Annotated in this window: 22 protein-coding genes; 18 read left to right on the forward strand and 4 right to left on the reverse strand. The window is 69.5% G+C overall.

The window, feature by feature from the left end; all coding sequences use genetic code 11:
- Positions 1–28: 28 nt before the first annotated feature.
- From WC326_06490 to WC326_06550, 13 genes are all read left to right on the forward strand, one after another.
- Positions 29–628, forward strand: coding sequence for a hypothetical protein (locus tag WC326_06490; protein ID MFA7330706.1), 600 nt, complete (start codon positions 29–31; stop codon positions 626–628).
- Positions 625–1452 carry a DUF2400 family protein gene (locus WC326_06495; protein ID MFA7330707.1) on the forward strand — a complete coding sequence of 276 codons (828 nt, stop codon included), beginning with the start codon at positions 625–627 and terminating at the stop codon, positions 1450–1452. The genes WC326_06490 and WC326_06495 overlap by 4 nt, the downstream gene beginning before the upstream one ends.
- Positions 1453–1560: 108 nt before the next feature.
- Complete coding sequence (locus WC326_06500) at positions 1561–2631, forward strand: bifunctional oligoribonuclease/PAP phosphatase NrnA (GenBank protein ID MFA7330708.1); 1071 nt, start codon at positions 1561–1563, stop codon at positions 2629–2631.
- Between the two features lie 52 nt (positions 2632–2683).
- The gene (gene dxs, locus WC326_06505) at positions 2684–4582 is read left to right on the forward strand and encodes a 1-deoxy-D-xylulose-5-phosphate synthase (GenBank protein ID MFA7330709.1); all 1899 of its coding nucleotides are present in this window, start codon (positions 2684–2686) and stop codon (positions 4580–4582) included.
- A gap of 70 nt (positions 4583–4652) precedes the next feature.
- Entirely contained in the window at positions 4653–5594 is a 942-nt protein-coding gene (ispH, locus tag WC326_06510) for a 4-hydroxy-3-methylbut-2-enyl diphosphate reductase (GenBank protein ID MFA7330710.1), read from the forward strand.
- Positions 5575–7068 (forward strand): leucyl aminopeptidase, encoded by a 1494-nt coding sequence (locus WC326_06515; GenBank protein ID MFA7330711.1) that lies wholly within the window; start codon positions 5575–5577, stop codon positions 7066–7068. Before ispH ends, WC326_06515 begins: the two co-directional genes overlap by 20 nt.
- Before the next feature lie 237 nt (positions 7069–7305).
- On the forward strand, positions 7306–8382 hold the full coding sequence (gene nadA / locus WC326_06520) for a quinolinate synthase NadA (protein ID MFA7330712.1): 1077 nt from the start codon (positions 7306–7308) through the stop codon (positions 8380–8382).
- Positions 8379–9338 (forward strand): PHP domain-containing protein, encoded by a 960-nt coding sequence (locus WC326_06525; protein ID MFA7330713.1) that lies wholly within the window; start codon positions 8379–8381, stop codon positions 9336–9338. The genes nadA and WC326_06525 overlap by 4 nt, the downstream gene beginning before the upstream one ends.
- Before the next feature lie 183 nt (positions 9339–9521).
- Positions 9522–11060, forward strand: a complete 1539-nt coding sequence (rny, locus tag WC326_06530) for a ribonuclease Y (GenBank protein ID MFA7330714.1) — start codon at positions 9522–9524, stop codon at positions 11058–11060.
- Positions 11061–11177: 117 nt separating this feature from the next.
- A complete protein-coding gene (locus WC326_06535) occupies positions 11178–11366 on the forward strand; it encodes a hypothetical protein (protein ID MFA7330715.1) in 189 nt (62 codons plus the stop codon).
- Between the two features lie 138 nt (positions 11367–11504).
- Positions 11505–12449 carry a malate dehydrogenase gene (gene mdh, locus WC326_06540; GenBank protein MFA7330716.1) on the forward strand — a complete coding sequence of 315 codons (945 nt, stop codon included), beginning with the start codon at positions 11505–11507 and terminating at the stop codon, positions 12447–12449.
- Between the two features lie 738 nt (positions 12450–13187).
- The gene (elbB, locus tag WC326_06545; GenBank protein ID MFA7330717.1) at positions 13188–13850 is read left to right on the forward strand and encodes an isoprenoid biosynthesis glyoxalase ElbB; all 663 of its coding nucleotides are present in this window, start codon (positions 13188–13190) and stop codon (positions 13848–13850) included.
- Between the two features lie 50 nt (positions 13851–13900).
- The gene (locus tag WC326_06550) at positions 13901–15139 is read left to right on the forward strand and encodes a sugar phosphate nucleotidyltransferase (protein ID MFA7330718.1); all 1239 of its coding nucleotides are present in this window, start codon (positions 13901–13903) and stop codon (positions 15137–15139) included.
- Between the two features lie 88 nt (positions 15140–15227).
- On the opposite strand, the gene WC326_06555 is transcribed toward WC326_06550, so the two are convergent.
- Both WC326_06555 and WC326_06560 read right to left on the reverse strand, forming a co-directional pair.
- Positions 15228–15662 carry a hypothetical protein gene (locus WC326_06555; protein MFA7330719.1) on the reverse strand — a complete coding sequence of 145 codons (435 nt, stop codon included), beginning with the start codon at positions 15660–15662 and terminating at the stop codon, positions 15228–15230.
- On the reverse strand, positions 15659–16111 hold the full coding sequence (locus WC326_06560) for a hypothetical protein (protein MFA7330720.1): 453 nt from the start codon (positions 16109–16111) through the stop codon (positions 15659–15661). Before WC326_06560 ends, WC326_06555 begins: the two co-directional genes overlap by 4 nt.
- A 254-nt stretch (positions 16112–16365) precedes the next feature.
- Here WC326_06560 and ftcD point away from each other — a divergent pair, with 254 nt between their 5' ends.
- From ftcD to WC326_06585, 5 genes are all read left to right on the forward strand, one after another.
- On the forward strand, positions 16366–18057 hold the full coding sequence (ftcD, locus tag WC326_06565) for a glutamate formimidoyltransferase (protein MFA7330721.1): 1692 nt from the start codon (positions 16366–16368) through the stop codon (positions 18055–18057).
- 392 nt (positions 18058–18449) lie between these two features.
- The gene (locus WC326_06570) at positions 18450–19814 is read left to right on the forward strand and encodes a VCBS repeat-containing protein (GenBank protein ID MFA7330722.1); all 1365 of its coding nucleotides are present in this window, start codon (positions 18450–18452) and stop codon (positions 19812–19814) included.
- A 202-nt stretch (positions 19815–20016) separates the two neighbouring features.
- The gene (gene pyrR, locus WC326_06575; GenBank protein ID MFA7330723.1) at positions 20017–20574 is read left to right on the forward strand and encodes a bifunctional pyr operon transcriptional regulator/uracil phosphoribosyltransferase PyrR; all 558 of its coding nucleotides are present in this window, start codon (positions 20017–20019) and stop codon (positions 20572–20574) included.
- The gene (locus WC326_06580; protein ID MFA7330724.1) at positions 20571–21563 is read left to right on the forward strand and encodes an aspartate carbamoyltransferase catalytic subunit; all 993 of its coding nucleotides are present in this window, start codon (positions 20571–20573) and stop codon (positions 21561–21563) included. Before pyrR ends, WC326_06580 begins: the two co-directional genes overlap by 4 nt.
- The gene (locus WC326_06585) at positions 21553–22851 is read left to right on the forward strand and encodes a dihydroorotase (GenBank protein MFA7330725.1); all 1299 of its coding nucleotides are present in this window, start codon (positions 21553–21555) and stop codon (positions 22849–22851) included. The genes WC326_06580 and WC326_06585 overlap by 11 nt, the downstream gene beginning before the upstream one ends.
- A 156-nt stretch (positions 22852–23007) precedes the next feature.
- On the opposite strand, the gene WC326_06590 is transcribed toward WC326_06585, so the two are convergent.
- Together WC326_06590 and WC326_06595 are read right to left on the reverse strand one after the other, a co-directional pair.
- Complete coding sequence (locus WC326_06590) at positions 23008–24159, reverse strand: succinylglutamate desuccinylase/aspartoacylase family protein (GenBank protein ID MFA7330726.1); 1152 nt, start codon at positions 24157–24159, stop codon at positions 23008–23010.
- On the reverse strand, positions 24156–24302 hold the full coding sequence (locus WC326_06595) for a hypothetical protein (protein MFA7330727.1): 147 nt from the start codon (positions 24300–24302) through the stop codon (positions 24156–24158). Before WC326_06595 ends, WC326_06590 begins: the two co-directional genes overlap by 4 nt.
- Between the last annotated feature and the right edge of the window lies 1 nt (position 24303).

Below are 24303 nucleotides of genomic sequence, written 5' to 3' on the forward strand. Positions count from 1 at the left end.
GGATCCGGCCCCAGACAAGGAGACACCCATGCGCACGCTTGCCCTGCTCGTGATTCTGTTGTGGAAACCCCTGATGGCCGACGACGTGACGGACTGGATCGACGAGGCCCGCAAGGCCTGGCTGGCCGGCAAGGCCGACGAGGCCGTGCAGAACCTGGACTACGCCTCGCAGCTGATCCGCCAGCAGAAGGGCGAGCGGTTGGAACTGGCGCTGCCCCAGCCCCTGGACGGCTGGAAGAAGACCGACAGCGGCTCGTCCGCGGCGGGCGCGGCCTTCTTCGGCGGCGCCACCGGGGCCAACGCCTCCTACGAGCGCCAGGTGGGCGACGAATACAGCAGCTGCAGCATCTCCATCGCCACGGACAATCCCATGATGGGCATGCTGCTGGCCTCCTTCGCTTCGCCCATGATGCTCTCGGCCTCCGGGCAGAAGCTGATCAAGGTCGGGGAGAACAAGGCCTCGCTGGATTATGACGAAGAAGACAAGTCCGGCACGATCCAGATCGTGGTGGGACAGAAAGTCCTGGTGAGCGTGCAGGGCAACGGCGTGAGCGTCGACGAGCTGAAGAGCTTCGCCGCCGCCGTCAAGTACGACGTCATCCAAAAGGTCCTGCAGGACCAGCCGTGAAACCTGCCCGGCTTCTGCGGCTGCGACGATTCCTGGGGGGGCTGTCCGAGGAACAGCTTCGGCAGCCCCCGTCCAGCCAGGCCCTGCACCCGGCCCGCCTGCTGGCCCATCCCCGGGACAAGGAATTCGCCGCCTTCCTGATCTGCCTCCTGCAGGCCGGGGACGCGGAGGAGAGCCGGCGGACCAGCGGCCTGCTGCTCAACCGCCTGGGCCCCCAGCCCGCCTTGACCCTGGTGAAGGCCAACCGCCAGATGCTGCAGGACCTCTGCCAGGATCTGCAGCTGGGCTTCATCGGGCCGCTGGGCCTGGCCCTCTGGCTGGCCGCGCTGCGCAACGCCCTGCGCCGGCACCGCAGCCTGGCCGACCTCTACACCACCTGCCTGGGCCCGGCGGGCAACCGTCCGCCCCTGGTGGCCCTGGATCGCTTCGTGGTGGAGCTGGGCTACGGGCTGAGCGACGAGGAGTGCCGCGAACAGCGGCTGGGCCACCTGCTGCCCCGCCCGGCCAAGGGCTCGTCCACGGCGCGCCTGCACCTCTTCCTGCGGGCCGTCTGCCGGCCCGACGACGGCGCGGACCTCGGCCTCTGGAGCCTGCCCCGGCCGGACCAGCTCTTCCTGCCGCTGGATCAGGCGATCCTCGACCGCCTGCGCTGGCTGAAGCTGACCGAGCGCGAGAAACCCAGCCGGGGCGCCGTGCTGGAGGTCACCCAGCAACTGCGCCTGCTTCGGCCGGCGGACCCGGCCTTCTTCCACCACGGCTTGGAGCGGCTGGTGCAATCCGGGCTGGACATGGAAGGCATGCGCCAGCTCTTCCGCCACGCCTAGCAGCCTGTCGGGCCAGGGACTTCCCCTCCCACGCAGCTTGTCCCCGCTGACCCCATTTGGTACGTTTACCGCCCTATTTTGGAAGCCCACGGCTTCAGAAGGGAACCCATGCCCACGGCATCCGCCGCCCCGTCCCCCGCCCTGTTTCCGCCCCCCCGGCCCGGCGGGGAAACGGGGGATCCGCGCGCCCACGACTGGAGCGCCGTGCTGCGCTGGCTGGAGGAGGGGCACGGCTTCCTGCTGACCACCCACGTCAATCCCGACGCCGACGGGCTGGGATCGCTGGCGGCGCTGGCCCACAGCCTGCGCGAGCGCGGCCGGCGCGTGCTGGTCGTGCTGCCAAGTCCCATGCCCGAGTTCTGCCGCTTCCTGCTGGCGGAACTGGACGCCCCCGTGCACGAGGATCCGTCCCGCGTGCCGGCGGAGGAGCTGGCTGGCCTGGACCGGGCCGTGATCCTGGACGTCTCCGGCCGCGAGCGCATCGGCGCGGTGGCCGGGCTGCTGGACTCCGGCGGCCTGCCCTGCCTGGTGCTGGACCACCACCTCTCCAACGAGGCCGTCGATCCTTTCCAGGTGGTTTTTCCCGGCCTGAGCAGTACGGGCGAGCTGCTGGGGGCCCTGCTGGGCGCCTGGGGCGCGCCGCCCACGCCCGCCGTGGCCCGCTCGCTCTACGCCGCCCTGACCTCGGACACCGGCGGCTTCGCCTTCGCCTGCACCACAGGGGACACCCTGGAACTGGCGGCCGCGCTGGTGCGGGCGGGCGCGCAGCCGGCGCGCATCCACGACCAGCTGAACCAGAACTATCCGGCGGCCCGCTTCGACCTGCTGGCCCGCTTTCTGGCCACGCGCCGCTCCCACGCGGAGGGGCGCCTGGCGGAATTCGAACTCTCCCTGGCCATGCTGCGCGAGACCGGCGCGGCCCGGGAGGACAGCGAGGGCTTCGTCAACCTGGGGCTGTCCATCCGCGGCTGCTGCCTGAGCCTGCTCTTCTGCGAGCTGGAGGACGGGCGGACCAAAGTCAACTTCCGCTGCGTGGAACCGTACGACGTCTGCGCCCTGGCCCGGGAACTGGGCGGCGGCGGCCACCGGCTGGCGGCCGGGGCCACGGTGGCGGCTCCCCTGGCGGAGTTGCGGCCCCGGGTGCTGGAGCTGGCCCTGGCCCAGCTGAGGGAGCGATGAGGGCGCGGCGGGCCGCCGGGACCCGCGGCGTGGACGGAAGGAAGGATCGCCGATGGCGCGCTTGATCGAGAGCATCAACAGCCCCGCGGACTTGCGGGCCCTGCCGGAGCCGCAGCTGCCGGACGTCTGCCGCGAGCTGCGCGACCACGTCATCGACGTGATCACCCAGGTGGGCGGCCATCTGGGAGCCAGTTTGGGCGTGGTGGAACTGACCGTGGCCCTGCACCGGGTCTTCGAGACCCCGCGGGACGCGCTGATCTGGGACGTGGGGCACCAGGCCTACATCCACAAGCTGCTCACGGGCCGGCGCGAGCGCTTCTCCACCATCCGCCAGTACAAGGGGCTCTCGGGTTTCCTGAAGCGCGCGGAGTCCGAGCACGACTCCTTCGGGGCGGGCCACGCCTCCACCTCCATCTCCGCCGCGCTGGGCTTCGCCGAAGCCGCCCACCATCTGCGCCAGCCGCGCCACGTGACGGCGATCATCGGCGACGGCGCCATGACCGGCGGCATGGCCATGGAGGCCCTGAACAACGCGGGGAGCAGCGGGCGCGACCTGCTGGTCATCCTGAACGACAACGCCATGTCCATCAGCCCCAACGTGGGCGCCCTCTCGCGCACTTTCACCGAGATGACCACCAGCCCCAAGCTCAACCGCCTGCGCGACCAGCTCTGGGAGGCGCTGGGCCGCCTGCCGGGCGGCACCAGCAAGCTGGCCCGGGAGCTGGGCCACCGGGTGGAGGAGAGCCTGCACAGCATGGTCACGCCGGGCCTGCTCTTCGACGAGCTGGGCTTCCGCTACTTCGGACCCGTGGACGGCCACGACCTGCCGGGGCTGATCCGCATCCTGGAGCGCATCAAGCAGATCCGCGGCCCGCGCCTGCTGCACGTGCTGAGCGTCAAGGGCAAGGGCCTGGAGGTGGCGGAGAAGAACCCGGTGAAGTATCACGGCGTGGGCGGCAAGCTGGTGGATTCGGGCGACCTGCCCGCCCCGCCGCCGCCGCTGGAGCGCCCCAGCGCGCCCAGTTACAATTCGCTGCTGGCCGGGATCCTCGAGCCCTACGTGCAGCGGGATCCGCGCGTGGTGGCGGTCACGGCCGCCATGGCCGAGGGCACGGGCCTGGCGGGTTTCGCCGCCGCGCATCCCGGCCGGGTCTACGACGTGGGCATCGCCGAGGGCCACGCCGTGACCTTCTCCGCCGGACTGGCGGCGGCGGGCATGCGGCCCGTGGTCTGCATCTACTCGACGTTCCTGCAGCGCGCGGTGGACAGCATCGTCCACGATGTGGCCCTGCAGCATTTGCCCGTGCTCTTCCTGCTGGACCGCGCCGGGCTGGTGGGGGCGGACGGGCCCACGCACCACGGCACCCTGGACATCGCCTACCTGGCGATGATCCCCGAGCTGGTGCTGGCGGCGCCCAAGGACGGCGACGAGCTGGCCGACCTGGTGGCCACGGCCATGGACCACGAAACGGGGCCCTTCGCCATCCGCTACCCCAAGGACAACAGTTTCCACTGGACGCCCGGGCGCGAGCCGCGCGTCCTGCCGCTGGGCTCGTGGGAGTGGCTGCGGCGCGCGCGGGGACCCGTGCTGGTGGCCTGCGGCGCGCTGGTGCAGGAGGCCCTCGAGGCCGCCGACCTCCTGGAAGCCCGGGGCATCTCCACGGCCGTGGTCAACGCGCGCTTCCTGAAGCCGCTGGATCCCGAGCTGCTGGACGAGCTGGCCTGCCACCCGGGGCCGATCTACTCGCTGGAGGAGGGCACCGTCGTGAACGGCTTCGGCGTGATGCTGCGCGAGGCCCTGGCCGCGCGCGGGCACGCCGGTCCGCTGACCCTGCTGGGCCTGCCCGACGACTGGGTCGAGCACGGCGAGCGGCGCATCCTGCTGCACACCGTGGGCCTGACGGGCGTGGACCTGGCCCGGCGGGTGGAACAGGATCTGGGCACGCGCTGAGGCGGCGTGCGGACGGAACGAACAACACAAGGATCGAGGACAGGCCCCACAGGGGAGAAAGCAGGGAGGCATGATCATCCATCTGGCCCGCGAGGCGGGGTTCTGCTTCGGCGTGGAACGGGCCATCGACCTGGTGCAGGCGGCGCGCGACGAACAGCCCGGGCGCTCCATCGACATCTTGAACGAGATCGTGCACAATCGCCACGTGATCGACGACTTCGCCCGCCAGGACGTGCAGAGCGTGCACTCCGTGGCCGAGGCCCGGGACGGGATCTTCGTGATCAGCGCCCACGGCGTCAGCCCGGAGATCGTCGCCCAGGCCAAGGCGCGCAACCTGGAGGTCCTGGACGTGACCTGCCCGCTGGTGACCAAGATCCACCGCACGGCGGACCGGCTGGTCAAGCGCGGCTACGAGGTGCTGCTACTGGGCGACGAGGGCCACGACGAGGTGGAGGGCGTGCTGGGCGTGGCGCCCGCGCACATCCACCGCATCCGCCAGCCCGAGGAGGCCGCCGGGTTGCCCGAGTGGGGCCAGGTGGCGCTGGTCTCCCAGACCACCCAGGGCATGGCCGAGTTCGACCAGATGGAGCGCGCGCTGAAGGTGCGCTTCCCGCACCTGGAGGTGCACAATACCATCTGCCACGCCACCGAGCAGCGCCAGGAGGCCATCACCGAGCTGGCCGGCGTGGCGGAGGCCGTGATCGTGGTGGGCTCGGGGAACAGCGCCAACGCCCGCCGCCTGCGCGACATCGCCGCGGAGATGGGGCGGCCGGCCTGGCTGATCGAGGACGAACGGGGCCTGGAGCCCGCCTGGGTGGCGGGACGGGCCGTGGTGGGGGTCTCCGCGGGTGCGTCGACCCCCGATAAATTGATCCGGGGCGTGATCGCCCGCCTGGAAGCGCTGGGCGGCACGCTGTCGCCGCTGCCGGGACAGGACCTGGGCCGGATCCGGCCCGACCTGGCTCTGGCGGCCATAACCGAAGGGGGCTCCCGTGGAGATCCGCACGCGTAAAGGTTCGCTGGCGACCCAGAAGACCGAGTTGTACGTCCTGGGCCTGTTCAAGGACGAGGCCCTGCCCGAGGAGGCCCGCGCCCTGGAGGGGGCCTTTCCCCTGCAGGCGGCGCTGAAGGGCGACTTCAAGGCTGGCAAGGGCGAGACCCTGCTGTTGCTGCCCGCCACGGCGGGTCCGCTGCGGCGCGTGCTGCTGCTGGGCCTGGGCGAGCGGGCGAAGTTCTCGCTGAAGATCCTGACCGAGGTCTACGGCGGCCTGATGCTGGGCCTCAAGGAGAAATCCTACACCGAGCTGAGCGTGGAACTGCCCCTGCTGGACGAGCACGGCCCCGGCCCGGCGGATCTGGCCCTGACCCTGGGCCGCGCGCTGCGCGTGGGCCTCTGGAGCTTCGAGACCTACAAGAGCCAGCCCAAGACCTGCGCGCTGAAGACCGTCAGCCTGCGGGCGGGCGAGTCCGCCACCAAGGAGCTGGCGGCGGCCTGGGCCAAGGGCTGGCTGATCGGCGAGGGCGTCAACTACGCCCGGGACCTGGCCCAGGAGCCGGGCAACAGCGTCACGCCCACCCGGCTGGGCCTGGAGGCGCAGGAGATCGCCAAGGCCTCCGGCGGCCTGGTCAAGGTCAAGGTGCTGGGCGAGGCGCAGCTGCAGAAGCTGGGCGCCGGCGGCATCCTGGCGGTGGGCCAGGGCAGCCGCGAGGAGAGCCGGCTGATCGCGCTGGAGTACCGCTGCGGAAAGAAGAACGCCCGCCGGCTGGCCTTCATCGGCAAGGGCCTGACCTTCGACGCCGGCGGCATCAGCCTCAAGCCCGGCGCGGGCATGGAGGAAATGAAGTACGACATGTGCGGCGGCGCGGCCGTGCTGGGGCTGTTCCGCGTGCTGGCCCGGCTGAAGCCCGACGTGGACGTGCTGGGCGTGATCCCCAGCGCCGAGAACCTGCCCGACGGCGCGGCCTACAAGCCGGGGGACATCATCCGCCTGCTCTGCGGCAAGACCGTGGAAATTGTCAACACCGACGCCGAGGGCCGGCTGCTGCTCTGTGACGCCCTGACCTGGGCCGAGCGCACTTTCCAGCCCGACGCCATGGTGAACCTGGCCACGCTGACCGGCGCCGTGCTGATCTGTCTGGGCCACGAGATGAGCGCCGTGCTGGGCAACGACCCGGCCATGGTGGAGGCGGTGGTGGACGCGGGCAGCCGCTCGGGCGACGTCTGCTGGCCCCTGCCGCTGGCCGAGGACTACAAGGCGATGGTCAAGTCCACGGTGGCGGACATCCGCAACTCGACGAACACGCGCGAGGCGGGCACCATCACGGCGGCCTGCTTCCTGAACGAGGCCGTCTCCGAGGAGACGCCCTGGGCGCACCTGGACATCGCCGGCACGGCCTGGGTGCCCAAGAAGGCCGGCTACGCGCCCGGCCCCACGGGCGTGGGCGTCCACCTGCTGGTGGACCTGCTGGAGACCTTCGCGCACTAGTTGCCATTGCGTGCTGCGAGGAAAACACGTTCACCACGAAGGGCGGGAAGGTCGTCGAAGGGCACGAAGAACGGGCGAGAGCGGGTTCGAGTTGTCCGTGGGCTGGGGTCGCGGTCTTCCAAGGCCGGAACACAGTGGGCTGACAATTGGGCACCCGGCCGCTGCCAACTTCCAGCGCTTCTGACACCTTTGTGTGCTTCGTGGTGAACGTGTTGACTATTGAGAGAGGAGGCCGCCATGGCGCGGCAACGACAGACCCTGCCTGACGAGTGGATGGGCCTGGACGGCGGGGAGATGGCCGAGCGCATCCGCGCGCACAAGACCCGGCTGGGCTCCGAGCTCTGCATCCTGGGCCACCACTACCAGAAGCAGGAAGTGATCCAGCACGCCGATCTGCGCGGCGACAGCTACGGCCTGGCCAAGGCGGCCGCCGGGCTGGAGGCCCGCTGGATCGTCTTCTGCGGCGTGGAATTCATGGCCGACAGCGCGCGCCTGCTGGCCCGGCCGGAGCAAGTGGTGATCCACCCGGACACCAGCGCCGGCTGCCCGATGGCCGACATGGCCGACCAGCGCGGCACGCGGCGCACCTGGGACGAACTGCAGGCCGAGCTGGGCGCCACGGAGGGGATCATCCCCGTCACCTATGTCAACAGCGACGTGGAGACCAAGGCCTTCACGGGCGCCCGGGGCGGCGCCGTCTGCACCAGCTCCAACGCCGGGCGCGTGTTCGACTGGGCCCTGGCCCGCGGGGAGAAGCTGTTCTTCTTTCCCGACGAGCACCTGGGACGCAACACGGCCTTCGACAAGGGTTTTCGCGGCGACGAAGTCCGGCTCTGGAATCCCGCCCTGCCCCTGGGCGGGCTGACGGGCGCCGAGCTGCGCCGGGCGCGCGTCCTGCTCTGGAAGGGCTTCTGCCACGTGCACACCCATTTCACGGTGGAGATGATCGAGCAGGCCCGCGCCCAGGCGCCCGGGCTGCGCGTGATCGTCCATCCGGAGTGTCCGCGCGAGGTGGTGGCCGCGGCGGACGCGTCGGGCTCGACGGCCTACATCCTTGATTGGGTGAGAACCCAGGCGCCGGGCAGCCGGATCCGCGTGGGCACGGAACTCAACTTGGTGCAGCGCCTGCAGCTGGAGAACCCGGAACTCGAGGTCCGGCCACTGGAACGCAGCCTCTGCCCGAACATGTGGAAGATCAGCCAGAACGATCTGCTCTGGGTGCTGGACCGGCTGGGCGAGGTGAACGTGGTGGAGGTGGAGCCGGAATGGGTGGTCGACGCCCGGCAGGCCCTGGAACGCATGCTGGCCGTGTGATCACCCTCAAACGGCACACCCGCGGCAGCAGCGCCCCGGCCACGGGCCTGGACCTCCATTGTCACTCCTGGCATTCCGACGGGGCTCTGGCCCCGGCCGAGCTGGCCCGGCGCCTGGTGCGCGCCGGCGTGGGGCTGGCCGCCCTCACCGATCACGACACCCTGGCCGGCGTGGCGGAGTTCCGTCGCGAGGGCCGGCTGCACGGGCTGCGCGTGCTGGCCGGCGTGGAGGTGACCTGCGCCTGCGCCGAGCTGCTGCCCCTGCGCGCGGCGGCTCAGGAGGCCCAGGAGGCCCGGGAGGACGGGGCGGGCGGCACGCGCCGCAGCACGCGTCGCGCGACAGATCCTGTCGAGGTGCACCTGCTGGTCTACGGCCTCGAACCCGGCCTACCAGCTTTCGAGGACTTCCTGGCGGGCATCCGGGCCATGCGCCGCGAGCGTGTGGCGCAGATGGCCGCCCGGCTGGCCGAGCTGGGCCTGCTGCTGGATCTGTCGCCCCTGGCGGCCCGGCTGGAGAGCGGCAGCGTGGGCCGCCCGCACCTGGCCCGCCTGCTGCAGGAGGCCGGCCACGTCCAGAGCGTGAACGAGGCCTTCCAGAGCTGGCTGGCCGAGGGCCGGCCGGCCTGGCTGCCCAAGCGGCTGCCCGAGCTGCGCGAGGCCCTGGCGCTGGCCCAGGGGCTGGGTGGTGTGGGCGTGGCGGCGCATCCCGGCAAGGTCCTGCCCGCCGGCGCGGCCCACGTGCTGGTGGACCTGGGCGTGGACGGGCTGGAGGCCCGGCATCCCAGCCACCGCGCGGCCGTGGTCCAGGATCTACAGCAACTCTGCCGCCGCAACGGCCTCTCCGCCTCGGCGGGCAGCGACTTCCACGATCCCGCCCTGGGACGTTACCACCGTCCGGCCTGGCAGCGCGAGGAGGTGGGTGGACGCCTGCGCCTCCTGCTGGATGCGCTGGACTGAAGCCCCGCCGGCCTCCGGCACCCGGCGAAAGGGCCCGGTGCGGCCCTCATTCGAGTCCTGTGATTGCTACCTTTTTGCCGTGAATCCGCCGCCCGCGGGCTTCCCGATTGTCAAGGGAAACCGGCCCGGGCGCGGATCGGCCTTGTCCGCAAGGCCCTTCCAATACCCGAAAGGACCACCCTGATGCCCACTTGGATGCTTGCCCTGCTGGCCCTGCTGGCCGGCGCGGGGGCCACCGTCGTCGTCTTTCTCACGTTGCAGCGTCAACGGCGGCAGGCCGGCGACGAGATCCTCAATCTGGCCCGCCAGGAGGCGGAGACCCTGCGCAAGCAGGCCCTGATCAACGCCCGGGAGGAATGGCTGATCAAGGAGACGCGCCGCAAGGCCGACCTGAAGCAGCGCGAGAAGAAACTGCAGCAGAAGGAGCAGCAGCTCAAGAGCCACGAGGCGGAGATCCGCGGCTCCCAGAAGGCCGTCCAGGACCTGGAAATGGAACTGGGCCTGAAGGGCAAGATGCTCGAGCACAAGGAAGAGGAGCAGAAGACCCTCAAGGACGAGCTGAAGACCCACCTGGAAGACGTGCAGCACCGGCTGGAGTCCGTCTCGGGCCTGAGCATGGAGGAGGCCCGCCGCCAGGTGCTGGACCAGGCCCAGCAGAAGTACGAGCGCGAGGCCGCCGAGCTGGCCGCCGAGATCAAAGGCCAGGCGCGGGAGAATGCCACGCGCGAGGCTCGCGAGGTGATCATCACCACCATCGAGCGGATGGCCGCCGACGCCACCAGCGAGGCCACCATCAAGGAAGTCGAGATCCCCAACAACCGGCTGAAGGGAATGGTGATCGGGCGGGAGGGCCGCAACATCAAGTCCTTCGAGGCGATCACGGGCACCAAGATCATCGTGGACGAGACCCCGGACACCATCGTGATCTCCTGCTTCGATCCCGTCCGGCGCGAGATCGCCCGGCTGGCCCTGGACGCCCTGATCAAGACCCGCAACTTCAGCCCGCGCACGATCCAGGAGGCGGTCACCCGCGCCAGCCGCGCCGTGGACAACACCATGAACGAAGCGGCCAACAAGGTTCTGAAGGAACTGCGCCTGAACGTCCACCCGGACCTGAAGCGCATGCTCGGCCGCCTGCGCTTCCGCACCAGCTACGGCCAGAACGTGCTGGACCACAGCAAGGAAGTGGCGCGCATCGCCGGCGCCATGGCCGCCGAGCTGGGCCTGGACGTGATGCTGGCCAAGCGCGCGGGCCTGCTCCACGACGTGGGCAAGGCCGACTCCAACGGCAGCGACAAGAGCCACGTGGCCATCGGCGTGGAGGTCTGCAAGCGCGTGCGCGAACACCCCATCGTGATCAATTCGGTGATGGCGCACCACAACGAGGCGCCGCCCATCGACCCGATCAGCGAGCTGGTCACCGCCGCGGACATCATCAGCAGCGCGCGTCCGGGCGTGCGCCGGGACAGCGTGGACAGCTACACCAAGCGGGTGGAGACGCTGGAGAACATCGCCAGCAGCTTCCCGGGCGTGCACCGCGTCTACGCGCTCTACGCCGGCCGCGAGATCCGCGTGGTGGCCGAGTCCGCGCGAGTGAACGACGGCCTGAGCGAGAAGCTCTCCAGCGACATCGCCGACAAGATCAGCCAGGACATGCAGTTCCCCGGCCAGATCAAGGTCGTGGTGATCCGCGAGAGTCGCGCCGTGGCCACCGCGGTCTGAGCAGCGGGTTTTCGTCATCCCCCGACTTGATCGGGGGAACCCGGCGAGTGGGCGAGGTGCGCTGGGATCCGCCGGTCGAGCCGGCGGATGACGTTCGCCAAGAATGGAGGGCAGGCCATGGATGCGACGGCTTGGCGTGAGGGGATTTCCTGCGGGATGTGCCTGACGGAGAGTCCGGCGCTGGCCTATTTCCCGGATCCCTTCAACGAAGAGACCTGGTTCTGCCGCACCTGCTGGGAGCGCTGCGAGCGCCAGCAGGCGATGATCGACGAGGAGCTGGAGCAGAACCCGGAAATCGAGAACTAGTCCGGCCGGGCAGCGGGCCCCGGCGGCGCCGACCCGCGGGCTGGAATGTCAAATCAACCACAAGTGACCCCAGCGCCCGGCCCGGGTTTGGGAAGGGCGGACGCTTCCGGGGGACCAACGCCAGTCAAGGAGACGAGCATGAGCAAGATCACGGTGATCGGCGCCGGCAACGTGGGGGCGACCTGCGCCCAGCGCTTGGCGGAGAAGCAGATCGCGGAGACGGTGGTCCTGGTGGACATCGTGGAAGGCACCCCGCAGGGCAAGGCCCTGGACATGTGGGAGACGGCTCCCATCGAGGGTTACGACACGCGGATGATCGGCACCAACGGCTACGCCGAGACCGCCGGCAGCGACGTGATCATCATGACCGCCGGCCTGGCCCGCAAGCCGGGCATGAGCCGCGACGACCTGCTCAAGATGAACACCGAGATCGTCTGGGGCTGCATCCGGCAGGCCGCGCCCCTGAGCCCCGACGCCGTGCTGATCGTGGTCTCCAATCCGCTGGACGCCATGACCTACGTGGCCCTCAAGGCCTCCCAGTTCCCGCACAAGCGCGTCTTCGGCATGGCGGGCATCCTGGACACGGCCCGCTATCGCAGCTTCATCGCCCTGGCCCTCAACGTCAGCGTCAAGGACGTGCAGGCCATGGTGCTGGGCGGCCACGGCGACACCATGGTGCCGCTGCCCCGCTACACGACGGTGGGCGGGATTCCGCTGCCCGAGCTGATGCCCGCCGCCCAGATCGAGGCCATCGTCCAGCGCACGCGCGACGGCGGCGCCGAGATCGTCAAGTACCTCAAGACCGGCAGCGCCTACTACGCGCCCAGCGCGGCGGCCGTGGAGATGGCCGACAGCGTGATGCACAACCGCAATCGCATCCTGCCCTGCGCCTCGTGGCTGACCGGCGAGTTCGGGGAGAAGGATGTCTACATGGGCGTGCCCACCATGATCGACCGCACGGGCGTGGCGCGGATCCTCGAGATGCCGCTGAACGAGTCCGAGCGCGCGCTGTTCAACGCCAGCCTGGTGGCCTGCCGCAAGAACGTGGCGGAGGCCGAGGCCCTGCTGGCCTCCATGGCCTAGATAGATTCCGCGCCCGGTCTGCCTCTAGGGGTGGACCGGGCTTCTCTGTCCTTCGAGATCTTTCACCACAGAGGCGCAGAGGCACAGAGCGGAACGGCAGGAGCCTTGCGGGTGAGAGGCGCGGTCAGTATTGGCCTTGTGTCACGAAGACTCGAAGTCTCGAAGATGACTGGACCTATGCTGGACCATTGAGGTCTCACCCCCATCCCGACCTTCCCCCACTTCGCGGGGGAAGGGGTCGCACACGCGGAAGTTGACAGGGATGAGCCAGGTGAAGCCCGTCAGGGCTGAACTTGAAAATGGGTGAAGCGCCATGCGCTTGAACAGGCTGCGTGCTGGCACGCCCCCATCCCGACCTTCCCCCGTTGCACGGGGGAAGGAGTTCAGCACGACCGTTCAACCTCGATCTAGTGAGGTGAAGCCCGCAGGGCTGAACCAGAACCAGGTGGTGACGGCGTCAGCCGGAACCAACTACGCGGTTGCAGGAAGCCCAACTGCCGGCCAGCGGAAGGCCACCGCGAGGTGGCCTGACTCTGGCCGCTGAGAACAAGCGCCTCTTTGGCTCCACCTTTCTGGCGCCAGCAGAAAGGTGGAAAACAAGGGCTCCCGGCAGGTGACAGGGATGCGGAGAACCCCCATCCCGGCCTTCCCCCTGCAGGGGGAAGGGGTCGCCTGAGCGCAAGTCAAGCCGGGGGATGACGATCCAGGCGGCTCGCAATGCGGCACGGGGGGTACGGCGTGAAGAAGATCGCGGGAGTGCTGTCCGGAGCCGGCTATCTCGACGGCGCCGAGATCCAGGAAGCCGTGCTGACCCAATTGTCCTGCGAGCGCCGCGGCATGACCATCCACTGGTTCGCCCCGGCGATTCCCCAGGCCCACGTGGTCAACCACGTCAGCGGCCAGCCCGTGGAGGGCGAGAGCCGCAGCGTGCTGGTGGAGAGCGCGCGCATCGTGCGCGGCGAGATCCATCCCCTGTCCGACCTGGATCTGGCGGCCTTCCGGGCGCTGATCCTGCCCGGCGGATTCGGCGCGGCCAAGAATCTCTGCAGTTTCGCCTTCCAGGGCGCGGAGATGAGCGTGCTGCCCGAGCTGGCGGCCCACGTGCTGAACGGCCACGCCCTGCGCCGGCCCATGGCCTTCCTGTGCATCGCCCCGGTGATCGCCGCGCGCGTGCTGGGCGGGGCCGGGCACCGGCCCAAGGTGACCATCGGCTCCCACCGGGAGACGGCCCTGGCCATCCAGTCCTGGGGCGGCGTGCACCAACCCTGCGCGGCCAACCAGGTCTGCCTGGACACGGAGAACCGGCTGCTGAGCACGCCGGCCTGGAACAACGCCCGCTCCCTGGTGCAGGTGGCGGCGGGCATCGACAAACTGGCCGAACAGCTGGCCAAGCTGATCTAGCAAGCGGACGTAGACGAGACAGCGTGACGAGCGGGAAAGCGGAGCGAGACATGGATCGATTGAATCGCGTGATCACCATCATCCTGGGCGGCGGACGCGGCACGCGTCTGATGCCCCTGACCCTCAAGCGTTCCAAGCCCGCCGTCTCCTTCGGCGGCAAGTACCGGCTGGTGGACATCCCCATCAGCAACTGCCTGCACGCCGGCCTGACCAAGGTCTTCGTGCTGACCCAGTTCAACAGCTATTCGCTCAACCGCCACGTGCATTCGAGCTACGTGATGAAGGACTTCCGCGGCAGTTTCGTGGAGGTGTTCGCGGCGGAGCAGACCCCCGACAACCAGGAGTGGTTCCAGGGCACGGCGGACGCCGTGCGCCAGGTGATGTCGCACCTGCGGGCCTACAATCCCACCCACGTGCTGATCCTCTCCGGCGACCAGCTCTACACCATGGACCTGCGCGAATTCGTGCTCTCGCACATGGACAGCTCCGAGAGCATCACGGTGGCCACCACGGCCGTGGAGCGCGAAAGCGCGCGCGGCTTCGGGATCATGCGCACGGAAAACGGCCGGATCACCGAGTTCGTGGAGAAGCCCCGGGACGAGGCCCTGCTGGACAGCCTGGCCCAGCCCGACAAGCGCTACCTGGCCTCCATGGGCATCTATGTGTTCTGCTTCGACACCCTGGACCGCCTGCTCAACACCCACGCCACCTGCACGGACTTCGGCCGCGAGATCATCCCCGCCGCGCTGAAGGAAGAGCCCGTCCGCGCCTTCCGCCACGAGGGCTACTGGGAGGACATCGGGACCATCCGCTCCTTCTACGAGGCCAACCTGATGCTCACCCGGCGCGTGCCCGAGGTGGAGCTCTACAGTCCGGACCGGCCGATCTACACCAACGCGCGCTTCCTGCCGCCCTCGCGGCTCTCGGGCTGCCAGGTGGAGGAGAGCCTGATCTGCGATGGCTGCTACATCAACGGCGCGCACATCAAGCGCTCGATCATCGGCATCCGCAGCGTGATCGGCAACGGCTCGGAGATCACGGATTCCATCGTGATGGGCGCCGACGAGTACGACTTCCGCAACCCGCCGCCAGGCCTCTTGCCCCAGGCCATCGGGCAGGACGTGGTGATCCGCCGGGCGATCATCGACAAGGGCGCGCGCATCGGCGCGGACGTGCACCTGGTGAACGAGAAGAACCTCGAGGAGTACGAGGACGCCTACGTGCACATCCACGAAGGGATCATCTGCGTGCCGCGCGAGACCATGATCCCCTCGGGCTATCGCATTTAGCGGAGCATTCGCTTTCAACACAGAGACACAGAGGCACAGAGACACAGATTGTATTGGCTGTGTCTCTGTATCTCTGTGGTGAATCGGATTAGTCGGGCAGGGGCTCGCGGCGCCGGGTGGTGGCCGCCGCCAGCAGCAGGGCTGTGGCCACGGCCAGGTCCAGGGCGCCCAGGCTTGCCAGGCCCCAGGCGCTCTCCGCCGCCAGGCGCTTGAGCCCGGCCGAGAGCGTGATCATCAGCCCGATGAAGAGCAGCAGGCGCGGCTGGAACACGCGCCAGGCCGGGACGCGCTCCCGGCCGCGCAGCCAGCGGGCGTTGGCCGCCAGCACCGGGCGGATGGCTCGCCGCGACTTGACCCACCCCACCCCCAGCGCCAGCGGCAGCAGCCAGGCCAGCTGCCCGGGCTCAAGCCCCAGTTCGTGGGCGCGCCGGGCCAGGCGCCAGGCCGCCAGCAGGAGCATCAGGCCGGCCAGGCGCAGGATCCAGCCGCCCGCCAGGATCAGCGTGGTCCCGGGCAGCGTCATCGGTTCGCAGCCGGCGTGTCACGCCGCTCGCGCTCCACCTGGGCGTAGACGCCGGAGGAGGTCAGCAGCGCCGCGGCCACCAGCAGGTCCACGCCGCCCAGCAGGGCCGTGGGCAGCGGCAGGCCGAGGACCACGCTCCGCAGCCAGGCCATCAGCAGCACCATGCTCAGGATGAAGGCGAAGAGCTGGGGCGGATAGAGCTGCCAGGGCCGCAGCCGCCCCGGATGGTCGAGCAGACGCCGGGCGTTCTGCAGCATGCGCGGCCGCATCACCAGCCGGGCCTTCAGCCAGCCCGCCAGCACGGCCACGGGCAGCAGCCAGAGCAGGTGGAGGGGCCGCAGTCCCAGGCGCAGGGACTGGCTGAGCAGCTGCCAGGTCCGCCAGGCCAGGGAGAGCGCCCCGAACCGCAGGATCCAGCTGCCCATCCGCGCGACTTGGTGTCCGGTCATGGAAGCCTCCGTTTGGCAGAACGTAGCAACCCGCTCCGGGGCGGACTCTGATTTACCACAGGGACACAGAGGCACAGCGGCTTCTTGATGGAGGTTGACGTGTGGTCTCTTGTCCCGTAGGGCTCAAACAGGCTTCTCTGTGTCTCCGTGTCTCTGTGGTGAGTCGGGCGGGAAGCCACAGACTTTCCGCGCGCCCCGCCAGTCGGTACCTTGGCCCCGCAACCAAGCGCATCCAAATAGCCAGGAGACCCTCCATGTCCGCCCTCGTCGAATGCGTCCCCAACTTCTCCGAAGGCCGCGACCGCGCCAAGCTGGGCCAGATCACCGCCGCCATCGCTGCTGTGCCCGGCGTCACCCTGCTGGACGTGGACCCCGGCGCGGCGACGAACCGCACGGTGGTCACCTTCACGGGCGAGCCCGAGGCCGCGCTGGAGGCCGCCTTCCAGGCCATCCGCACGGCGGCCGAGCTGATCGACATGCGCGGCCACCACGGCGAGCACGCGCGGATGGGCGCCACCGACGTCTGTCCCTTCGTGCCGGTCTCGGGGATCACGATGGAGGAGTGCGCGCGGCTGGCCGAGCGGCTGGGGGAGCGGGTGGGCCGCGAGCTGGAGATCCCCGTCTACCTCTACGAGCACGCCGCCCGCCGGCCCGAGCGTCGCAACCTGGCCGACGTGCGCCAGGGCGAGTACGAGGCCCTGGCCCAGAAACTGGCGGATCCGGCCTGGCAGCCCGACTTCGGCCCCGCCGCCTTCGGCGAGCGCCAGCAGCGCACGGGCGCCACGGTGATCGGCGCCCGGCCCTTCCTGATCGCCTGGAACTTCAACCTGAACACCCAGGACGCCGCCCGGGCCCACGACGTGGCCATCACCGTGCGCGAGAAGGGCCGCTGGGCCAAGGACGAGCAGGGCCGGCTGCTCAAGGATGTGGCAGGCCAGAAAGTACGCCAGCCGGGCCGCCTCAAGGCCACCAAGTGCGTGGGTTGGACCATTCCCGAATACCGACGCGCGCAAATCAGCATGAACCTCACCGACCACACCATCACACCGATGGGTTTGGCCTTCGACGTGGTGGAGGAGGAGGCCCGGCGGGCGGGCCTGCGCGTGACCGGCGGCGAGCTGGTGGGCCTGGTGCCGCTGGACGCTCTGCTGGAAGCGGGCCGGCACTTCCTGCGCAAGCAGGGGCGTTGCCCGGGCGCCAGCGAGGCGGATCTGTTGGAGTGCGCCGTGCAGAGCATGGGCCTCTCGGAGCTCGCGCCCTTCCGGCCGGAGGAGAAGGTCATCGACTACCGCGTCACACGGCGCAGCGGCCGGCTGGTGGATCTGACTCTGACGGGCTTCGCCGACCTGCTGGCCTCTGAGGCCCCGGCACCGGGCGGCGGCTCCACGGCGGCCCTCTGCGGCGCGCTGGGCGCGGCCCTGGCGGCCATGGTGGCCAACCTCACCCACGGGAAGAAGGGGCTGAGCCAGCACGATGCCGAGATGGAGTCCGTCGCCCTGCGCGGCCAGGAGCTGAAGACCCGCTTCCTGGGCCTGATCGACGCCGACACCGACGCCTTTGCCGCGGTGATGGCCGCCCTGAAGCTGCCCAAGGCCACGGAGGAGGAAAGGGCCGCGCGTGCCGCCGCGCTGGAGGAGGCCAATCGCCGGGCCACGCTCATCCCCTTCCAGGTGGTGGAGGCCTGCGTGCCTGTGCTGGAGCTGGTGCGCGCCGTGGTGGAGCGCGGCAATCCCAACAGCCTGTCCGACGCCGGCGTGGCGGCCCTCTGCCTGGGCACGGCCTGCGACGGCGCGGCCTTCAACGTGCGCATCAACCTGGCCGGAATCACGGACAAGGCCTGGGCGGCAGAGATGGACGCGCGCACGGCGGCGCTACAGCAGGCCCTCCACGCGCAGCGCTCGGCGCTGCTGGCCGTGGTGGAGGAGCGGCTGGCCTTCTCCTGCTAGCCAGGTTCCCTTCGCACAGGCGGACCGTGTTTACCCATGTAGGCGTGAGGTGCCCGGAGCGGGCTCCTCACGCCTTGGAATTCCTTGCCCTGGATTTTTCTTGCACCTTTCTTTTGTCGACGGCACATTGCGGCCTGGATCTGTTAAGAATCCGACACCACACAGCTCCGCAGGGTCAACCTGCTCCCCAATGATCCTGCGCAACTGAACCATCTGAATCGATGTTGCTAGTTCGTTCTCCCTCGTAAGGGAAAACGGCTCGGGGTATCGCGGCTCCGGTCCAGCGGTCGACCCGAGGCGCGGCGGGTCCATGCGGGCCGCTGCAGGCAGGCCAACTTGGGGGAAGGATCATGAAAGCGTGGCAAATTGGATCTGGGCCCTGGAAGAGACCCATGTGGGTCGGCGGGCTCCTCGGGGCCCTAGTGGTGGTGCTGGTGCCGGGCCGGCCTGGGTGGTGCCTGACCTTTTCCGGCCCCATTTCCATCGATGACGTGCAGGATGCGCACTGCATGGCCCTGGCGGACGTCGATCAGGACGGGGATGGCGATGTGCTGATCGGGACCTCGAACGGTGAAGTCCTTCTCTGGCGCAACCAGCCGCACATCGCGCCGCTGGCCCTCGTTTTTTCCATTGAGGACTCGAATGCGGGCGTGGATGAAATCGCCGAGTTGAAGGCGGTGGATTTCGATGGCGACGGAGATCCGGATCTTGTCCTGTCGCATTATTGGGTCAATGACCTGGGCGGTGGAAACCCGGATTTCCACAACGAACTGCTGTTGTTGGACAATCTCGATGGCCATGGATCCTTCGAGCTCAGCGATTCTCACTACAACGAGTTGCCGATCAACTCTCTCGCGATCGCTGACTTCGACAATGACGAAGATGGGGACATCGTCTTCGATGATGGAGATCTCTGCTTCATCCGAAATCTCGCCGGGACCTTTGGAAGCGAGGAGCTGATCCGGGCTGGTAACTTTGCCACTTGTCTTGCCGCTGGGAACTTCGACTGCGACAACGATGACGACATTGTCATGGCCAGTCAATTTGAGGATCTGGTCGCCTGGTTCCGCAACACGGATGGGGATGGGAGCTTCGGCCGTCGCATCTCCATCTCCACGGCAGGAGACGGCGCGAACTGGGTGCAGGTCGCACGCGTCAACGCGGATGCCATCCCGGACCTGTTGTCCTTTTCGGAATACGACCGCGAATTGGTGTACTTCGACAATGCGACGTGCAGCTGGTGGCCGGCACAGGTGCTGATCAGCCAGACACAAGCTGCAGTGGCCCTGGTGGACGCGCTGGACGTAGATGTGGATGGCGATACCGACCTGTTCCTGCAAAACTCGACCGGCAGCCGCTTCAAGTGGCTCTGCAACACGAGTGGACAGGGCACCTTCCAGACCTACAACCTGCACGTGACGGAGGACCCGGGCATTGTCGAGACCCATGCCTTTGGGGATCTGGAAGGGGACGGGGATTCGGACCTGGCCTTCTGCACGGCCAGCCAACTCTACCTGTTGGTGAATGAGATCCTCCCCCTGGGGGCTCCCCACCTGCGGGCGATTCCCGGCTCCACCTTGCGCGTCGAATGGGAGTCCCTCTGCGACGACTGCGTCTACAAGGTCTATCGCCTGACAAACCCCTACCTGGACCTGTCCCAGGCCACGCTGCTGGGCACCACGAACCAAAGGGCCTTCGTGGACTCGAGCTACGTGCCCGTGCCGCGCGTCTGGTACCGGGTGACCGCCAGCCATTAGGCCGCGCCCGTTCTTGCACGTACCGCCCGGCTCTGGCATCTTAGTCCCGGCGCTGGAGGATACCGCGCCCCCACCCTTAAATGCCGGTCCCGCGAGGCCGCAAGGGAGCCCAGATGACGACCTTAGCACGCCCGATTCCAGCCGGACCGCCCAGCGCGGCGCCGGCTTTTTTGTGGCCGGACATCCGGCGAAAGGAGGCGGCATGACCTTCCGTCGCAAGGCCCAGCTGGTGGATGAGGCGGGCCTGGCCCGCACCATCACGCGGCTGGCCCACGAGATCATCGAGAAGAACCGCGGGCTGGAGGGCCTGGCCCTGGTGGGCATGCAGACCCGCGGCGTGCACCTGGCCAAGCGGCTGCGCGAGCGCATTCGCGAGATCGAGGGCAGCGCGCCGCCGCTGGGCAGCCTGGACGTCACCTTCTACCGGGACGATTGGCGGCTCAAGCTCAAGCAGCCCGAGGTGCAGGCCACGGACATCGACTTCGACATCCACGGGGTCAACCTGGTGCTGGTGGACGACGTGCTCTACACCGGGCGCACCGTGCGCGCGGCCCTGGATGCCTTGATGGACCTGGGCCGGCCGGCGCGCATCCAGCTGGCCGTGCTGGTGGACCGCGGGCACCGCGAGCTGCCCATCCGGCCGGATTTCGTGGGCAAGAACGTGCCCACCTCCATCGGCGAGGAGGTGCGCGTGAAGATGAGCGAGGTGGACGGCGAGGACGCCGTCTGGCTGGTGGAGCGCGTGGAGGAGGAGGCATGAGCAGTATCGGGAACGAGACCGGGCGGGCCGCCCTGGAGCCCGAGACGGCCGCCGTGGGTCTGCGGCACAAGCACCTGCTGGGGCTGGAGGACTACGGCGCCGACGAGATCACGCTGATCCTCGACACGGCGGAGAGCTTCCTGGAAGTGCTGGAGCGGCCCATCAAGAAGGTGCCCACCCTGCGCGGCATCACGGTGGTCAACCTGTTCTTCGAGAACTCCACCCGCACGCGGATTTCCTTCGAGATGGCCGAGAAGCGGCTGTCCGCGGACACGGTAAACTTCTCGGCCAGCTCCAGCAGCACGCAGAAGGGCGAGACCCTGCGCGACACGGCGGCCAACATCGAAGCCATGAAGATCGACGCGGTGGTGATGCGCCACAGCGCGCCGGGATCCTGCCTCTTCCTGAGCCGCTGCCTGGAGAGCGTGATCATCAACGCCGGCGACGGCGCCCACGAGCATCCCACCCAGGCGCTGCTGGACCTCCTGAGCCTGCGGCGCCGGCTGGGCGACCTGCGCGGCAAGCGCGTCACGCTGGTGGGGGACATCCTGCACAGCCGCGTGGCCCTGAGCAACATCTACGGCCTGCAGAAGCTGGGCGCCCACGTCCAGGTCTGCGGACCGGCGCCGCTGATCCCGCGCCACATCGAGGAGCTGGGCGTGGAGGTGTTCTGGAACGTGGAGGAGGCGCTGGAGAACAGCGACGTGCTCAACGTCCTGCGCATCCAGCTGGAGCGCCACAACGCGCACCACTTCCCCAGCCTGCGCGAATACCACGAGGAGTTCGGCGTGACCATGGACCGGCTGGACCGCCACGCCTCCGACGAACTGGTGATTCTGCACCCCGGGCCGATCAACCGCGGGGTGGAGATCTCCAGCGAGGTGGCCGACAGCGGCCGCAGCATCATTCTCGAGCAGGTCACCAACGGCGTGGCCGTGCGCATGGCGGTACTCTATCTGCTGCTGGGAGGCAAGACGCGTGAGCACTGAGCTGCATCAATTCGAGGCCGAGCGCCTGCTGCTGAAGGGCGCGCGCCTGCTGGACCACGCCAGTGGCCTGGACGAGCGCGCGGACCTGCTGATCGAGGACGGGATGATCGTCCGGCGCGGCCCGGCCCTGGAGGCGGCGGAGGCCGAGGTCCTGGAGCTGGAGGGCCTGACCGTGGTGGCCGGCTTCGTGGATCTGCGCGTCCGGTTGGGCGAGCCCGGCCGCGAGGATCGCGAGACCGTGGAGAGCGGCCTGGACGCCGCGGCGGCGGGCGGCTACGTGGCCATCTGCGTGACGCCGGAGGCCACGCCGGTCTGCGACCACGCCGGGGCCGTGACGGCCCTGCTGGCCCGCGCCGAGGAGCACGCGGTGACCCTGCTGCCCCTGGGCGCGGTGACGGCCGGCCTGAAGGGCGAGCGGCTGGCGGACATGGGCGAGCTGGCCCGGGCGGGCGTGGCGGGCTTCTGCGAGGGCAACCGCGGCCTGCAAGGCGGCGCCGCGCTGCGTGGCGCGCTCAGCTACAGCCGGATGTTCGGCCTGCCCCTGTTCGAGCTGGCGCGCGAGCGCAGCCTGGCGGGCGGTGACGTGCACGAGGGCCCGGTGGCCCTGCGAATGGGCCTGAAAGGCGAGCCGCGGCTGGCCGAGGACCTGGGCGTGCAGCTGGGCATCCGCTTGGCCGAGTTCGAGCAGGCCGCCCTGCACCTGCAGTTGATCAGCACGCGCGAGAGCGTGGAGCTGCTGCGCCAGGCCCGCTCCCGCGGCGTGCGGGTCAGTGCGGACTGCAGCCCGCAGCACCTGGCCCTGACCCACGAACGCTGCCTGGACTTCGATCCCAGCGCGCGGCTGGTGCCCCCGCTCCGGCCGGAGGAGGACCGCCAGGCCCTGCTGGAGGCCGTGGCCGGCGGCGTGCTGGACGCCATCTGCAGCGATCACCGGCCCGCCGAGTTCGACGAACTGGACCGCGAGTACCCCCTCTGCCCCTTCGGCTGCGCCAGCCTGGAGACGGCCTTCGCCGTGGCCCACCAGGCCCTGGTGGAGAGCGGGATCTGCTCGCTGGAGCGGCTGCTGGAGCTGTTCAGCGCGGGTCCCCGGCGCGTGCTGGGCCTGCCGCCGGCCTCCTTCGAGGCGGGGGCCCCGGCGGAGCTGACCATCCTGGACTTGGACTGCGCCTGGACCTATCGCGGCGCCGAGGCCCTGACCCTGGGCGTCAACAGCCCCTGGGAAGGCAAGTCCTTCCGCGTGCGCCCGGCGGGCCTGGTGAACGGCCGCTACGCGGCTCTGCGTGGCTAATCCTCGGGGACGGACACGGGAACGGACACGAAGGGCACGGAGAAGCACGAAGAGCACGGAGCATTTTTAGAAGAGGGAGATTGGCGTCTCCCTCTTTCTTAATTGTCTTCCCGCTCTTCGTGAAGCTTCGTGCTCTTCGTGTCCGTCTGACAAAAATCAGGGTGCCGGGGCGAGCCAGGGCGAGAGGCCGCGGGTGCGCAGGTCGTCCAGGCTGGGCAGGCCCGTGGCGCTGACGGGGCGCTCGGGATCCACCAGCTCCAGCGCCAGCAGGGTCTCGCGCAGCGCGTCCAGGTGCCGGCCCACCCGCAGCCAGAGCGGCAGGCCCGTCGAGTCCACCGGGACCTTGTTCATCCCGGGAATGTCCTGGGCGGCCAGGTAGCAGGGATCGCGGCCCTCGAGGATCTGCGCCGCGTCCGTCCGGCCGCGCAGGCGGCCCTGGCCCGGGTTGGCGCTCTCGTAGAGCACGGCGCGCAGGCCGGGCACGTGGTCGCCCAGCTCGCGGTGGCTGAGCCCGTGCAGGTTGAGCGGACTGGGTTCCAGGGCGATGTCCACGCCGTTCATCTCCAGCCCCAGCACGGCCATGGCCGCCAGGTCGCCCGCACGCTCGTGGGCCACGATGGCGTTGACCACGGGATATTCGATGGCCGCCTCGTGGAAGTCCACCACCAGATCGAAGTGCTCGCGCTCCAGCAGGCTGCGGATGGTGAAGGCCACCTGCTCGGTGAAGCTGCCGTCCGCCCGGCCCGGGTAGCTGCGGTTCAGGTTGCGGGTCTCGATGCCCGAGAGGGCCTGCAGGCTGGGCCGGTGCACGGTGATCTCCGGGTCCGGCCACTGGTCCAGCGGGTTGGTGGCCCGGCCGCCCACCCGGAACCAGCGCGGCCGGCCGTCGGCGGCGGGCAGCACGAGCCGCTGGGGCGTGCCCTCCTGGGGATCCGTGGCCGTGAAGGCCGAGGCATTGGCCCGGGGCAGCACCCAGATCTCCCCCCGCTCGACCTGGAGGTTTTCCACCAGCAGGACGGCGGCCAAGAAGCCCGCCGGCTCGTTGGGGTGCGTGCCGCCCAGCACCAGCACGCGTCCGCCGGGCTCGGCGCCCACGAAGCGGTAGAGTTCCGTGTCGCCCCGGCTGCCCGCCAGGGGCGCGTGCCACTCGGAGAGCCGACGCACTTCACCCAGGCCGCCGGAGGGCCGGAGGACTTCCGGCTGGCGCTGGGCCAGGAAGTCCCGCCCGGCAAGCGCGGCCAGCAGCGCTACACCGATCAGCAAGAGCCACGCGCGGGCGCGCGGCGGGATGGCGGGGAGCTTCATCATTTGAGCAGCCACACGCGCAACAAGAGCGGCACCAGCACCAGCGCGGCCAACGCCTGTTCACGCCAGTCGGGGCTGCGCCAGAGCAGGCGCAGCAGGCCGGCGGCCACCAGCGCGGTCATTCCCCAGTAGAGCCAGAACAGCATC

Source organism: Candidatus Delongbacteria bacterium (assembly GCA_041675285.1).
GTDB lineage: Bacteria > CAIWAD01 > CAIWAD01 > CAIWAD01 > CAIWAD01 > CAIWAD01.